Raw genomic sequence first — 16,885 nt, forward strand, 5'->3', positions numbered from 1 at the left:
AGTTCTGCGAAGACTTTGCAGGTTTCATTCGTTGGTATGCAGACGCAAGAAGTATCTATTAAGCCTAATCTTAAGGTAGTTATGAAATCTGATTCAGAGGTACTTGACGAAGTTATGGTTGTCGCTTATGGTACTATGAAGAAGGCTTCTTTCACAGGTTCTGCTTCAGTAGTGAAATCTGATGAGTTGACCTCTCAGAAAGAAAACTTTGTAAAATCATTGCAAGGTAAAGTGGCTGGTATCCGTGTGGGTGGTTCTACCGGAGATCCGGGCGCAGACCAAAGAATTCAAATCCGTGGTATCAGTTCTTATAGTGCATCTAGTCAACCTCTTTATGTAGTTGATGGTGTGGCTATTGTGAATGATGATGTTACATCTGGTTTGAAATCACAATCAGTTCTTTCATCACTCAATCCGGATGACATTGAAAGTCTTACAGTATTGAAAGATGCTGCAGCGGCTTCATTGTATGGTTCGCGTGCTGCTAATGGTGTAATTATTATTACGACCAAACAAGGTAAGCAAGGAAAAACCAAGATTACTTATAATATGGAAACCGGATGGACCAGTATGGCTGTCAAGAACCAGTATAATGTAATGAATGCTTCCGAACTGAAAGAATACTACTGGCAAGGTCTTAAGAATTATGCTGTGGTTAGAGAAGGTATGAACGAAACTGATGCAACTGCTTTCTCCAATGAAAACACTCCTGACTTTTTCTGGAACTATGACTCCGATATAGATACAGACTGGAAGAAAGAAGTTTATAAGAATGGTTTGATAACCGACCATCAGGTAGCAATCAGTGGTGGCGGTGAAAAAACGAAGTTTTATTCAGGATTTGGTTATAATAAGACCGAGGGTATTGTTGCCGGTAGCCAATTTGAACGCTACAGTGGACGTGTCAATGTAGATCATCAAGCTTATGATTGGCTTCGCATTGGAGCACGTCAAATGATCTCGTTTACAAACACTGAAGGTTTCCGCGACCAGAACGATCAAGCACAAGGTATTGGTACAAGCTCTCCGCTTTCTATCCTTTATTCAATGGACCCTACTGCAGTGAATAAGTTGGAAGATGGTTCATATAATCCGAATGCTGGTCTGAAATCTAATATTTCGAATCCGAACTTGATGCTTGGGCAGTCAACAGGTCCAAATGCTGAAACAGTTTCTTCTGAAATGATGCGCAGCATGACTAACTTTGAGGCTGAAATAACACTGCCTTTCGGCTTGTCTGCTAAAACTATTTTTGGTTACGATTATCTTGATAACAAAACACGTGAGTTTTGGGCTCCGGAAAGTGTGAACGGTGCATCCTTAGGTGGTTTGGGTTATCGCGTAGACTTCACAAATAAGACATTGACTTCTTCTTCTACACTAAATTACTCAGGAACATTCTTTGATAAACACAATATCCGTGCTTTGATTGGTTATGAAATCGAAGACCGTAATTTGTTGCTGACGGAAGCCTCTGCAAAATCATATTCTACAGACAAATTGCCGGAGTTGTCAAACGGACAGGCTTATAATGTTTCTAGTTCAACCTATGGTTCTTCTATCATGTCATATCTGGCTAACGTAAATTATGACTATGATAATAAGTATTATATCTCTGGAAGTTTCCGTCGTGACGGCTCTTCTCGCCTAGGAGCTAACAACCGTTGGGCAAACTTCTGGTCTGTATCAGGTGCATGGAGAATTAGTGGCGAAAGTTTCTTGCAGGATAATCCATTATTTACAGATTTGAAAGTACGTGCATCTTATGGTACTAATGGTAACTTGCCGACCGACTATTATGCTAACTTGGCGACTTACTCGTTTGGTGGTGGTTATGGTGATGCCAGTGGTATCTATTGGGGTAGTGCAGGTAATCCAAATTTAGGTTGGGAGAAATCAAAGAATTTCAATATTGGTGTTGACTGGAATTTATATGGTCGCGTAAATGTTTCTCTTGAATATTACAATAAGATCACAACCGATTTGTTGTTCAAGGTTCCTACTTCTTATGTAACAGGCTTTAGCTCTAACTGGCAGAACCTTGGTAAAATTAAGAATGATGGTTGGGAGTTGACTATTAGTTCTACAAACATTACCACTAAAGATTTTACGTGGACAACCGATTTCAATGTTACAAAACAAAATAATGAAGTGAAAGCATTACCTGAAGGCAATGATATTATGTACGGTGATGGTAACATGTATTTACTTCGCGAAGGTGAATCTATGCATACATTCAATTTGCCACAATGGTTGGGTGTAAACTCTGAAACTGGTTTAGGTGAATTCTATATCGATCCGTCGTTGAATAGCCGTGATGCGGTGGTAGACGGAAAAGTAGTGAAAGATGGTAATGTAACCAACTATTATACAAAAGCTGGTAATACAGTTGTAGGGAAAGCGATTCCCGATTGGACCGGTGGTCTGACAAATACATTTATGTATAAGAATTTCGACTTGTCATTTATGATTTCATTCCAGACTGGCGGCAGTATGTTCGATTATCCGGGTTACTTCTTGACTTATAGTGATGGTATGCGTATCGGAAACTTCAGCGTATCAAAAGAAGTTGCTGGAAACTATTGGAAAGCTCCGGGGGATAAGGTTGACAATCCGAAGCCAATCTACAACAACCCTTATCGTTCCGACCGTTTCTCTTCTCGTACAATTCTTTCTACTGATAATATTCGTATGCGTGATATTACGATCGGTTACAAAGTGCCTATTTCCAAAAAGTATATCAGCAATTTGCGTGTATTCTTTAAGGCAAACAATCCATTCATGATTTACAGCGCGAGTAAATATGTTGATCCCGATGTTGATATAAACGGTTATCGTCAGGTTGATACTCCTCCGACAAAATCATTTATGTTCGGTTTGAACTTTGACTTATAATAATAAAGAAATAGAAGAATGAATATGAAAAAGATATATTTATTAGGGGCAATATTTAGCATGATGTTTGCTTCATGTAGTGATTTTCTAGAAAAAAGCCCTTCTACATCACTTCCGGTAGAAGAGGCAATCACGACTATGAAAGACTTAGGTAATGCCGTAAATGGCATTTATTACCTCATGTCTGAGGATAGAATGACCTATAGTGCGGATTTTGCTATCTATGCAGATTTGCGCGGAGAAGACTTCAAGGCTTTAAGTAATAATAACCAAGCTGGTCCTCTTTCACGTTATACAATTACCAAGAAGGATGAGATGCCTGACTATGCTTACTATTATTTCTATCGTGCAATAGCTAACGTTAACAAAGCTTTGTCGGTTGTTGATAATATAGTTGTAAGTGATGAAGAGAAAGCCCAATACAATGACTACAAAGGTCAGCTTTATGCTTGGCGTGCATTGTTGCATTTCGACTTAGCTCGCATGTTTTGTAATATTCCTGCTGCCGCTACCGATGTAAATGCCGCTAATTCGGGTTTAGTATTGTCAACAGAAGTATATGAACCGGGATATGTAGCTGCTCGTACCACATTGAAAGATACTTATGGACAGATTCTCAAAGATTTTGAGATAGCATTGCCTTTATTGTCTAAAGAAACTAACAACGGGCATATCAATCATTGGGCAGCTTTGGCGCTTCGTGCTCGTGCATATCTCTATTTAGGTGATAATGCTGCTGCATTGCAAGATGCAAAAGACGTAATTGCTTGCCCGGAATACTCACTATACACAATTGATGATTATTTGAAATCTTGGGGGCTGACTTATACAAACGAGTCATTATTTGAAATGACTATAACGACTAACTATAATGCACAACGTAATTCAGTCGGCTACTACTGTATCTCTGAAGGTTATGGGGAATGTGCTTTTGATGAAACGGCTCCGTTATATAAATATTTGGTAGCTACTCCGAAAGATATACGTTCAGGTTTAGTTAGTAAACAAGATGGTGCTAACCCAGGAATATATCCAGCTAAATACCCGGGACGTGATGGTAATATCTATGTAAACAACCCGAAAATCATCCGTTTGTCTGAAGTTTATTTGATAGCAGCCGAAGCAGCTTTGAAAACATCTGGTGATGCAGCTTACTACATCAATACACTAAGAAAGAACCGTATTGCTGATTATACAGATGTAGCATCTGTAACATTGGATGATATTCTTTTCGAACGTAGAATTGAGTTGATGGCTGAAAATAGCATGTCATTCGACTACTGGAGAAATAAAAAGTCAATCAAGAATCCGTTTGCTGGAGAAATCAATTATGACGATTATCGCGTAATCCTTCCGATTCCTCAAGGAGAAATTGATATTGCACCTGGTGTATTGGTACAAAATCCTACATATTAATATCTAGGTAGGATATAATAGAAGAAGTGTCAAAAGCAAGCTGCTAACAGCAGTTTGTTTTTGACACTTCTTGTTATACTACAAACGGTTACTTATTGCACATGTCTGATGACTAACGAACTTATTCAAACTATATTCGTTTATAGGATCACCAGATGGTAAATACAAAGTTTACGGTATATCTCCATTGAATTAATTATAAAGATTTCGGAAAGATATCTGCAAAATTCGTTATATTTGCCGCCACTAAATATAGTATATATAATAAGGTATAGTAAATGAAAGAATTTGTAATCTCTGAAGTGCAAGCAGAAACAGCGGTATTGGTAGGCATCATCACGAAAGAACAAGATGAGCGTAAGACTAACGAATATCTTGATGAACTGACATTCTTGGCTGAGACAGCCGGGGCGGAAATCGTAAAGCGGTTTACTCAAAAACTTGATCAGGCACACTCTGTGACCTATGTAGGTAAAGGTAAACTGGAAGAAATCAGAGAATATATAAAGAATGAAGAAGAAGCTGAGCGTGAAGTAGGTATGGTGATTTTTGATGATGAACTTTCGCCCAAGCAGTTGCGCAATATAGAAGCGGAGTTGAAGATTAAAATTCTAGACCGTACTTCGCTGATTCTCGATATATTTGCCATGCGTGCCCAAACCGCCAATGCTAAGACGCAGGTGGAGCTAGCTCAATATAAATATATGCTTCCCCGTCTGCAACGTTTGTGGACTCACTTGGAACGCCAGGGAGGTGGCTCCGGTGCAGGTGGTGGTAAAGGCTCTGTAGGACTTCGTGGTCCTGGTGAAACGCAGTTGGAAATGGATAAGCGTATCATTCTCAATCGTATGTCTTTACTGAAAGAACGTTTGGCAGAGATTGATAAACAAAAATCTACCCAACGGAAGAATCGCGGACGAATGATTCGTGTAGCATTAGTGGGATATACTAACGTAGGTAAATCCACCTTGATGAACTTGCTTGCTAAGAGTGAAGTCTTTGCAGAAAACAAACTCTTCGCCACATTGGATACGACGGTGCGTAAGGTAATTATTGAAAACCTGCCTTTCCTGTTGTCCGATACAGTTGGATTCATTCGCAAGCTACCTACCGACCTGGTAGATTCCTTCAAATCAACCCTCGATGAAGTGCGTGAAGCTGATATGTTACTGCATGTCGTTGATATTTCACACCCTGATTTTGAAGAACAAATAGAAGTTGTAAACAAGACTTTGGCCGATATCGACGCTGCCGGTAAGCCAATGATTCTTGTATTCAATAAAATAGACGCTTATACCTACGTGGAGAAAGCGGCTGACGACCTTACCCCCAGAACCAAGGAAAACTTAACACTCGAAGAACTGATGAAGACGTGGATGGCAAAGTTAGAGGATAATTGCCTCTTTGTGTCTGCCCGCGAAAAGATTAACATTGAGGAACTGAAGAGTGTGGTTTATCAACGTGTCAAGGAACTGCACGTACAGAAGTATCCCTATAACGATTTTCTTTATCAGACTTACGAAGAGAGTGAAGAGGAGTGATTTTTAGTTATAACTTATAACTAGTCACTTATAACCAATAACTTGTAAAGTCATGAATTACAGAAAACTGACTGAAGAAGAAGTTCTTCGGTTGAAAAGCCAGTCGTGTCTGGCTGATGATTGGGACAAAGTTTCCGTTGCGGAAGAGTTTACAACAGAATATGTACACCATACCCGTTTTTCGGGAGAGGTGCGTTTAGGGGTATTTCGTTCAGATTTCACTCTACCGGGTGGAATCAAAAAACATTCCGGTTTACGGCATGTGACGTTGCATAATGTTTCAGTAGGTGATAACTGCTGCATTGAGAATATCCAGAACTATATCGCTAATTATGAAATAGGACATGACACGTTTATCGAGAATGTAGATATCATTTTGGTAGACGGATTGTCGAAGTTCGGTAATGGAGTAGAAGTGTCGGTGCTGAATGAAACAGGTGGACGTGAGGTGCTTATCAATGATAAACTATCAGCTCATCAAGCGTATATTCTGGCACTTTATCGCCATCGCCCGGACTTGATAGCTCGAATGAAGGAAATCACTGACTTTTATTCCAATAAGCACGCTTCTACTGTGGGAACAATTGGCAACCATGTGATGATTTTGAATACGGGCTCTATCAAGAATGTGCGTATCGGAGATTATTGTCGCATTTGTGGTACATGCCGTTTATTTAATGGAAGTATCAATAGTAATGAAGTGGCACCTGTGCGCATTGGACATGGAGTGATTTGCGACGATTTCATTATTTCTTCGGGTTCACATATTGATGATGGAGCGATGTTGAGCCGTTGTTTCATAGGGCAAGCGTGCAAGCTGGGACATAATTATTCGGCTTCGGAATCTTTATTCTTTAGTAATTGTCAGGGAGAAAATGGTGAGGCATGTGCAATATTTGCCGGACCATTCACCGTTACTCATCATAAATCTACCTTGTTGATAGCCGGTATGTTTTCGTTTATGAACGCCGGTTCCGGTTCTAACCAAAGTAACCACATGTATAAGCTGGGACCTATTCATCAAGGGACCTTGGAACGTGGCGCTAAGACTACTTCCGATTCATACATCTTGTGGCCTGCAAAGGTGGGAGCATTCTCTCTGGTTATGGGGCGCCATGTCAACCATTCTGATACATCGAACTTACCATTCTCCTATCTGATAGAGCAGAACAATACAACCTATCTTGTACCGGGTGTTAACTTGCGGAGTGTGGGTACTATCCGTGATGCCCAAAAGTGGCCTAAGCGCGATGGACGTACTGATACAAATAAATTAGATCACATCAACTATAACTTACTGAGTCCTTATACCGTACAGAAGATGTTTAAAGGGCGGGAAACGTTGAAGAATCTGCGTCATGCCAGTGGGGAGCTCTCTGATATCTATTCTTTCCATAGCGCCAAGATTCGTAATTCCGCTTTGGTGAAAGGCATTCGTTTCTATGAGATTGCCATTCATAAATTCCTTGGCAACTCTGTTATTAAGCGTCTGGAAGGAATCGATTTTCATAGTAACGAAGAGATACGTGCTCGCTTGAAACCGGATACTAATATCGGCAGTGGGGAATGGGTGGATGTCTCCGGACTAATTGCTCCGAAGAGTGAAATAGACACATTGCTGGATGGTATCGAATCGGGAAAAGTAAATAGGTTGAAATATATCAATGCCGAGTTCGAGAAGATGCACCTTAACTATTATACTTACGAATGGACATGGGCTTACGAAAAACTGGAAGAATTTTATGATATCAATCCGGCGAATATTACAGCCCAAGACATTATTCGTATTGTAGAGAAATGGAAAGATGCCGTAGTTGGTCTTGATCGCATGGTTTATGAAGATGCCAAGAAGGAATTCTCACTAGCCTCCATGACAGGTTTCGGTGCCGACGGTTCACGTCTTGAAAAGGAACTAGACTTCGAGCAAGTTCGCGGTGATTTTGAGAGTAATCCTTTCGTGACAGCAGTCTTGAAGCATATTGAAGTGAAGACGGCGCTAGGCGATGAATTGATAGGACGTATGCAGAAGGTAAGTTTTCACGCGAATTAAAGAAATATTTCGATAATAGTTCTTACCTTTGCTCTACGATTCATTTTAAACATTAAATAAACGAGTAATTATGGCAACACCTCCGTTCAAGTATCAACCCATGTTCGAAAAAGGGGAAGATACAACTGAGTATTATCTGCTTACAAAAGATTACGTATCAGTAAGCGAGTTTGAAGGAAAACCTATTCTGAAGATTGAGAAAGAAGGTCTGACTGCAATGGCTAATGCAGCTTTCCGCGATGTGTCGTTTATGTTGCGCCGTGCGCATAACGAGCAGGTTGCTAAGATTCTGAGTGACCCCGAAGCTAGCGAAAACGACAAATATGTCGCACTGACTTTCCTGCGCAACGCCGATGTAGCGTGCAAAGGCATATTACCTTTCTGCCAGGACACCGGTACTGCCATTATCCACGGTGAAAAAGGACAGCAAGTATGGACTGGCTACTGCGATGAAGAAGCCCTTTCGCTGGGTGTCTACAAGACTTATACCGAAGAAAACCTGCGTTACTCTCAGAACGCACCTCTTAATATGTACGACGAAGTAAATACGAAGTGCAACCTCCCGGCTCAGATTGATATCGAAGCTACGGAAGGCATGGAGTATGAGTTCCTTTGCGTAACTAAAGGTGGCGGTTCAGCTAATAAGACTTACCTCTATCAGGAAACAAAAGCTATCCTGAACCCTGGTACTCTTGTTCCTTTCCTTATTGAAAAGATTAAGACGCTGGGTACAGCTGCTTGTCCTCCTTATCATATTGCATTCGTTATCGGCGGTACTTCTGCTGAGAAGAACCTGCTGACTGTGAAACTGGCTTCTACACATTTCTACGACAACTTGCCTACTACTGGTAACGAAGGCGGTCGTGCTTTCCGTGATGTAGAATTGGAAAAGGAAGTTCTGAAAGAAGCTCACAAGATTGGTCTTGGTGCACAGTTCGGTGGCAAGTATCTGGCTCACGATATCCGCATCATCCGCTTACCTCGTCATGGTGCTTCTTGTCCAGTCGGTTTGGGCGTTTCCTGCTCTGCAGACCGTAACGTTAAGTGTAAGATCAACGAGAAAGGTATTTGGATTGAAAAGCTCGATAGCAATCCGGGCGAACTGATTCCTGCTGAACTCCGCAATGCCGGTGAAGGTGATGTTGTAAAGATCAACCTTAACCAACCGATGGCTGACATCTTGAAAGAGTTGACCAAATATCCGGTTTCTACCCGTCTGTCTTTGAACGGTACTATCATTGTAGGTCGTGACATCGCACATGCTAAACTGAAAGAACGTTTGGATCGTGGTGAAGATCTGCCTCAGTATATCAAGGATCATCCTATTTACTATGCTGGTCCTGCCAAGACTCCTAATGGTATGGCTTGCGGTTCTATGGGCCCGACTACTGCCGGACGTATGGACTCGTATGTTGATCTCTTCCAAAGTCATGGTGGCAGTTTGATTATGCTTGCTAAGGGTAATCGTAGCCAGCAAGTAACTGATGCCTGCAAGAAGTTTGGCGGTTTTTATCTGGGTTCTATTGGTGGTCCTGCTGCTATCCTGGCGCAGAACAATATCAAGAGCATAGAGTGTGTAGAATATCCGGAACTGGGTATGGAAGCTATCTGGAAGATTGAAGTTGAGAATTTCCCTGCATTTATTCTGGTAGATGATAAGGGCAATGACTTCTTCAAACAACTGAAACCTTGGAATTGCAGTAAGTAAACGAGACTGTTCCAAAAATATGTAAAGTAAGCTGCTCACGGGGTGAAGTTCTCTATGAGTAGCTTTCTTTTTGTCTATTCTGTTACACTTTATTGAGCTAGCTTACACTCGTCATCATTTCCTTTATTTGTGGTTAAAAGATGTTATAAATGAGGCGACTCGCATACTTTTTGACAAATAACCCGGATAAAATACATTTTTTTGTAAGTTGTTGCTATTATATATATTACACTAGATATGAAATACACACTTTGTTTTATATTGTTCATTATAACTTCTGTGTTGCAGCTTTGTGCTCACAATGAAAATGATTCTTTATTAAAGGTTTTAGATAAAGTTATTTCCGAGCGTCTTATATATACTGAAAAAAAGAAAGCTACGATAGAGGAGCTGAAGTCTAGAAAGAAGAAGCTAAATACTTTAGATGATTTGTATCACCTGAATAATGAGATTATTCATCAATATGAAACTTTTGTTTGTGACTCTGCGGAGCGGTATATTCATGAGAATATCGATATTGCTGAAAAAATAGGAAAGCCTGAATATTTGTTGGAGAGTAAACTTAAGTTGGCATTCGTTTATTGCTTGTCGGGACTCTTTGTGCAGGCTAATGATATTCTTAAGTCAATTCACTGCGACAGTTTGCCTAAAGGGCTAAAGCCCCTCTATTGCTGGAACTGCATCCGCTATTATGAGAATATCATAAAATATACAGATGATGCCAGGTTCTCGAGTGAGTATGTGCTATTGAAAGAAGCATACCGGGATACTGTCATGAGTGTTTTAGATAATCAATCGGATGAATATCAGAAAGAAAAGGTTGTGAAGCTTCAATATGACGGTAAACTGAATGAAGCTCTCAGGATATTGACCAACATATATGATAAGCAAGAACCGGAGACTCATGGATATGCAATGATGGCAATGGGACTTGCCAGGGCATACAAGTTGTCCGAAAAGGTGGAAGAGGAGGAAAAATACCTTATACTAGCTGCTATGGCGGATACCAAACTTGCGGTGAAAGAGAATGAAGCTTTATTGACTTTGGCAGTCAACCTCTACTATAAGGGGGATATTGACAGAGCCTATAATTATATAAAAGTGGCATTGGACGATGCAATCTTTTATAATTCCCGCTTTAAGAATACAGTGATAGCCCGTATTCATCCCATCATTGAGAATACTTATTTATATAAGTTGGAGCAACAGAAGCAGAATCTCCGTCTTTATATCCTGCTTATCAGCTTATTTGTTGTAGCTCTTGCCATTACTTTGTTCTTCGCAATTAAGCAGACTAGAAGAGTTTCACGGGCTAAAAAGAATCTTAATGATATGAACGAGAAACTGGTGCTGTTGAACAAGAGCCTGGATGAGGCGAATCTGATTAAGGAAAAGTATGTCGGCTACTTCATGAATCAGTGTGCTGTTTATATCAATAAGCTCGATGAATACCGGAAGAATGTGAATCGAAAGATTAAAACCGGTCAGGTCGATGAACTGTATAAGTCTTCTTCTCGTCCTTTTGAGAAAGAATTGGAAGAGCTGTATACCAATTTTGATAAAGCATTTTTAAAATTATATCCCAATTTTGTAGAAGAATTCAACTCTCTTTTGAAACCGGAAGAAAGGTATAGACTCGAAAAAGATCAGTTGAATACGGAGCTACGTATCTTTGCTTTGATTCGGTTGGGCATTACAGACGTCGGACAGATTTCTATGTTTCTCCATTATTCTGTGCAAACCATTTATAATTATAAGAGCAAAGTGAAACGAATGTCGGCTCTTGACAGTAATCTCTTTGAAGAAGAGGTGAAAAAACTCGGTTCTTTGTCTTAAAAATGAGTCTATTCCATTTACCAAACTCTTCTTTTACTATTTATGTAATTCTCTGAATATTAGATTAATATTTAGATTTTAATCCTCAAAATACCTACTTTATAGCCTACTTCCCATAAGAAGTAGGTTTTTTCTGTTCTTATATTTGCATCACAAGATTTTTGGTAACATAATACTAATCTAATAAACACAATTATGACCTTTTCAAAATTTTACGATGCGGAACACATAATACAAAATGTATTAAATAAGATCTCTAATAACATGAATAAGCTTTGTGTTATATTAGTTGTAATTCTTTGGAGTGTACAAGCTCATTCACAACAAGCTTACTTTGTTGATGGATATCATGGAGGCATATATGGGCATTATCCTGTAGAATGGAAAACCCAATTTATAGTAGATCAGTTGACGAAGAATCCTGATTGGCGTATTGGTATAGAAATAGAGCCTGAAACTTGGGATACTGTTCTGGTACGGACTCCCGAAGCGTATCATCAATTTGCGAAATTAGCTATCGATAAGCAGGTTGAATTTACGAACCCTACTTATGCACAGCCTTATTGTTACAATATCTCAGGCGAAAGTATTATCAGGCAGTTTCAATATGGTATAGCAAAGATAAATAATCATTTCCCTAAAGTCGATTTTCTTACCTATTCGGTAGAAGAACCTTGTTTTACAAGTTGTCTGCCGCAAATTCTTAAACTATTTGGTTATAAGTATGCTGTAATCAAGTGTCCCAATACTTGTTGGGGAGGATACACCGGTGCTTATGGCGGCGAATTGGTGAACTGGGTAGGAACGGATGGAACTTCTATATTGGCTGTTCCTCGTTATGCTTGTGAACAATTGGAAGAAAATTCAACCTGGCAAACAACAGCCTGGATTAACTCAGAAGCTTATCTGAAAGCTTGCCGTGATGCAGGAATCAAGCATCCGGTAGGTATGTGTTTTCAAGATGCCGGATGGAAGAATGGTCCGTGGATAGGTAGTGGAAAAGAAGTCAAAGCCAATTCAATTTATGTGAGATGGAGAGATTACTTTGAAAATATATCTATCGGCAAAACAGATGATGACTGGCATTTCTCACAAGAAGACATGCATGTAAATTTGATGTGGGGTAGCCAGGTGATGCAAAGAATTGGGCAAGAAGTACGTGTCTCTGAGAATAAGATTGTTATGGCGGAAAAAATGTCCGTTATGGCTCATTTGGTGAATGGCTACAACTATACTCAGGCAGATATGGACGAGGCTTGGCGTACTTTGATGCTGGCTCAGCATCATGACTCATGGATTGTACCTTACAACAGATTGAATAAGCAGGGTACATGGGCAGATGCCATCAAGCGGTGGACTGATCAGACAAACAACATAACAGATGGCATTGTCGAAGCATCTATGCGGAGCTTTGATAAAGTAAGTGCAGCTGCCCCTAATCAGCAAGGATATATACGTGTCTACAATACCTTGGGGAGTGAAAGAACCGAAATAATGAATGTTCTACTTCCTCGTGAGTATGCTAATGCCGATTTGGAACTTTGGGATTGGAAACAAAATAAGATAGATTGCTCAGTAGAAAAAGAAGGTGAAAATATAAGATTGTTTTTTGAAGCAAAAGTTCCTCCTTTTGGTTATTCCACGTATGGTATCAAAAGAAAAAGAATAGGTAAAAATGTAGTTTCAGGAGGTGAGAAGGTGAATGCCCCGGAATACGTAGTCGAAAATGAACTTTATAAAATTGTTTTTGACCTATCAAAAGGAGGAACTATTAAAAGTTTGATTGCGAAGCAAGAAGGAAACAAAGAGTTTGCTAAGCAATCCGGCGGATATGCTTTGGGTGAGTTGAGAGGGTATTTCTATGAAGAAGGAAAGTTCCGTTCTTCTACGGAGGCTCCTGCAAAGATGACCGTTCTTAGGGATAATGCATACGAAAAGAAGTTAAAGATTGAAGGTGAAATAGCTTCGCATCCATTTGTACAGATTGTAACTCTTTCGGAGGGAGACCGACGTATTGATTTTGATCTTACTATCAACTGGAAGAAGAATGTAGGTATTGGTGAATATAAGGAACAAAATTGGCGTGACAATCGCAGGGCATATTGCGACGACAGGTTTAAGTTGAATGTATTGTTTCCGGTAGATCTTACTTCCCCTCGTATTTATAAAAATGCTCCGTTTGATGTGTGTGAGAGCAAATTGGAAAATACTTTCTTCAATTCCTGGGATCAGATTAAGCATAATATCATCCTCCACTGGGTTGATCTGGCAGAACAAAAAGGTGATTATGCGCTGGCTTTATTGTCCGATCATACTACCTCTTACTCTTACGGGGAAGATTATCCTTTAGGACTTACGGCACAATATTCCGGTCAGGGACTTTGGGGACCTGACTATAAGATTACCGACTCGACGAAGATGAAATATGCTATTATTCCTCATCGTGGAAAATGGGATAAGGCTTCCATTGCTACCGATAGCGATAAATGGAACGAACCCTTATTATCTTCTTATCACTCGTGTGCGGAGTTGGAATCGAAATCATTTGTTGACCTGCAAAATACCGGTTATCAGGTAAGTGCCGCACAATTGAAGGATGGAAAGATCGTATTGCGCCTCTTTAATGCCGAAGGGGATAAAACACAACACAAAGTTACTTTAGGTATGCCTTTATCCAGTGTGGAAGAGGTGGATTTGAATGGAAACTGTATTGAAAGAAAGAAAATTGAAATACGTGCCGGAAAAACAGAAATGATTGTTTCAATGCCTCGCTTCGGTTTGAAGACTTTCATCTTGAATTGAATACTAGCAGATTCTATCATCTGTACCTAGCTAAAATAAGACAGCAACGTCTATTAATCATAAATTAATCTTATATGTATAAAGTTACTGCTAATCTATTAATTGCTTGCTCTCTGTGGTGGATGTCTTCTTGTTCACCGGCAGGTGTGGCTACAACAGATTCGACTCCGACTGATTATGTGAATCCATTTATCGGTGCCAGTACCAGTGTGGGAGCTGCCGGCGTTTATCATGGACTGGGTAAAACTTTCCCCGGAGCAACCACTCCTTACGGTATGGTACAATTGAGTCCGAATACCATAACTGGAGGTGATAATGGTTCCGGTTATAGTTCCGAACATAAGACGATTGAAGGATTTGCCTTTACCCAAATGAGTGGTGTGGGATGGTTCGGAGATTTAGGAAACTTTCTTGTTATGCCTACAACGGGTGAGCTGCACAAAGTGGCGGGTAAGGAAAACAACGACAGTATAAAAGGATATCGTTCTGTTTACGACAAAGCTTCCGAAACAGCTCGTGCAGGATATTATTTGGTTAACTTAACTGATTATAAAATCAAAGTAGAGGCCAGTGCGACACCGCGTTGTGGAGTGTTACGTTTTATTTATCCTGCTAACGACCAGTCTCGTATTCAGATTGATTTGGCGCGTAGAGTAGGGGGAACATCTACTTCCCAGTACATCAAAGTGGTAGACGATTATACCATTCAAGGCTGGATGGAGTGTACACCTGATGGTGGTGGATGGGGAAATGGTGACGGGAAAGCCCGTTATACCGTTTATTACTATGCAAAATTTAGCAAGCCTTTGACTGATTATGGTTTCTGGAGTGCGGATATTCCTGATGACTGGACTCGTAAACGTGATGAAGTCGTTAGCATACCTTATTTGACCCAAGTCTCGCAAGCACCGGTTATAAAAGGTGTAAAAGAGTTGGAAGGCAAGCATTTGGGCTTCTATACTGAGTTCCCGACGAAAGAAGGTGAAGAAGTTGAAATGAAGGTTGGTATCTCTTTTGTCGATATGGAAGGTGCTGCCAATAACTTCAAGCAAGAGATTGCTTCAAAAGGTTTCGACCAGGTGGCAAAAGAAGCCGATGATTTGTGGAATAAGGAACTTAGCCGTGTGCAGGTGACCGGAGGTACGGATGATGAGAAAACGATTTTCTATACTTCCTTGTACCACACGATGATAGACCCTCGTATTTATACGGATGCAGACGGGCGCTATGTAGGCGGTGACTATAAGGTGCATGCTGCTGACGATACATTTACGAAACGTACCATATTCAGTGGATGGGACGTATTTCGTAGCCAATTCCCTTTGCAGACTATTATTAATCCGGGTTTGGTTAGCGATCAGTTGAATTCACTGATTACTATGGCCGACCAGAGTGGACGTGAATATTACGAGCGTTGGGAGTTTCTGAATTCTTATACCGGCTGTATGTTGGGCAATCCTGCCTTGTCTGTGTTGGCGGATGCTTATGTAAAAGGAATCCGTACATACGATGTAGAGAAAGCGTATCAGTATGCAGTCAATACCTCCCGTCGTTTCGGCAATGACTCATTGGGTTATGCTCCGGGAGCGTTGAGTATCTCGCATACTTTGGAATATGCTTACACAGATTGGTGTATTTCCCAATTAGCCGAAGCTTTAGGAAAAAAAGACGATGCTAAGAGCTTTTGGCAGAAGGGACAAGCCTATCACAATATCTTTGATAAAGAAAAAGGATGGTTTCGTCCTCGCAATGCGGATGGTACATGGCAAGCATGGCCGGAGGATGGCCGTTTGAAAGAAGGGTACGGTTGTATGGAAGCAAATGCCTATCAGCAAGGTTGGTTTGTTCCGCATGATGTTCCGGGAATGGTAGAATTGATGGGAGGTAAAGAGAAAGTAATTGCAGATTTGACAGATTTCTTTGCTAAAACTCCTTCTAATATGCTATGGAATGAATACTATAATCATGCCAATGAACCGGTACATTTTGTTCCTTTTCTGTTCAACCTGCTCGATGTGCCTTGGTATACACAAAAATGGACTCGCTACACTTGTGAAAAGGCATACGCTAATAAGGTAGAGGGTATCGTTGGCAATGAGGATGTAGGGCAAATGTCGGCATGGTATGTTTTGGCGGCTTCCGGTATTCATCCTTCTTGTCCGGGCAGTACACGTATGGAAATTACAAGTCCTGTTTTTGATAAGGTAGAGTTCCGTCTTGATCCGAAATATTCTTCGGGAAAAACATTTGTAGTGATTGCCCATGATAACAATACACAAAATATCTATATACAGAAAGCTTTACTAAACGGTAAGGAGTACAACAAATGCTATCTGGATTTTGCAGACATTGCAGCTGGAGGCGTATTAGAACTTTATATGGGCAATACGCCCAATATGAAGTGGGGAATATGAATGATTTTTAGTTAACCTATAAATAAGGTAAAACATTTTATTAATTTAAAAAATTGTTTACTAGTATGAAAAGAAAACAAAGAGCGGATGCACTCAGTGCATTTCCCAGGACTGTAAAGATGATGTTTTTGTTGGCTTTGCTATTATGTAGCGGAGTTCAGGCAAATGCGGCTTCCGACATCATTTTGCAGCAGGCGGAAAGAACAATTTCTGGTGTGGTAAC

Annotated in this window: 8 protein-coding genes; all 8 read left to right on the plus strand. The window is 40.3% G+C overall.

Features of this window, described 5'->3' with window-relative positions:
• Positions 1 to 15: 15 nt before the first annotated feature.
• The 8 genes from Q1W14_RS18605 (at position 16) to Q1W14_RS18640 (ending at position 16,662) form a co-directional block, all read left to right on the plus strand.
• Complete coding sequence (locus Q1W14_RS18605; RefSeq protein WP_300704184.1) at positions 16 to 2,895, plus strand: TonB-dependent receptor; 2,880 nt, start codon at positions 16 to 18, stop codon at positions 2,893 to 2,895.
• Between the two features lie 24 nt (positions 2,896 to 2,919).
• A complete protein-coding gene (locus Q1W14_RS18610) occupies positions 2,920 to 4,311 on the plus strand; it encodes a RagB/SusD family nutrient uptake outer membrane protein (RefSeq protein WP_300704177.1) in 1,392 nt (463 codons plus the stop codon).
• Between the two features lie 278 nt (positions 4,312 to 4,589).
• Entirely contained in the window at positions 4,590 to 5,852 is a 1,263-nt protein-coding gene (gene hflX / locus Q1W14_RS18615; RefSeq protein WP_300704178.1) for a GTPase HflX, read from the plus strand.
• A 52-nt stretch (positions 5,853 to 5,904) separates the two neighbouring features.
• The gene (locus Q1W14_RS18620) at positions 5,905 to 7,902 is read left to right on the plus strand and encodes a DUF4954 family protein (protein WP_300704179.1); all 1,998 of its coding nucleotides are present in this window, start codon (positions 5,905 to 5,907) and stop codon (positions 7,900 to 7,902) included.
• 70 nt (positions 7,903 to 7,972) lie between these two features.
• Entirely contained in the window at positions 7,973 to 9,610 is a 1,638-nt protein-coding gene (locus tag Q1W14_RS18625) for a fumarate hydratase (protein ID WP_300704180.1), read from the plus strand.
• Between the two features lie 237 nt (positions 9,611 to 9,847).
• Positions 9,848 to 11,446, plus strand: a complete 1,599-nt coding sequence (locus Q1W14_RS18630) for a DUF6377 domain-containing protein (RefSeq protein WP_300704181.1) — start codon at positions 9,848 to 9,850, stop codon at positions 11,444 to 11,446.
• A 264-nt stretch (positions 11,447 to 11,710) separates the two neighbouring features.
• Positions 11,711 to 14,248, plus strand: a complete 2,538-nt coding sequence (locus Q1W14_RS18635; RefSeq protein WP_300704182.1) for a glycoside hydrolase family 38 C-terminal domain-containing protein — start codon at positions 11,711 to 11,713, stop codon at positions 14,246 to 14,248.
• Positions 14,249 to 14,322: 74 nt separating this feature from the next.
• The gene (locus tag Q1W14_RS18640; RefSeq protein ID WP_300704183.1) at positions 14,323 to 16,662 is read left to right on the plus strand and encodes a GH92 family glycosyl hydrolase; all 2,340 of its coding nucleotides are present in this window, start codon (positions 14,323 to 14,325) and stop codon (positions 16,660 to 16,662) included.
• Positions 16,663 to 16,885: the final 223 nt, after the last annotated feature.

The organism is Bacteroides sp., from assembly GCF_030151085.1.
Classification (GTDB): Bacteria; Bacteroidota; Bacteroidia; order Bacteroidales; family Bacteroidaceae; genus Bacteroides.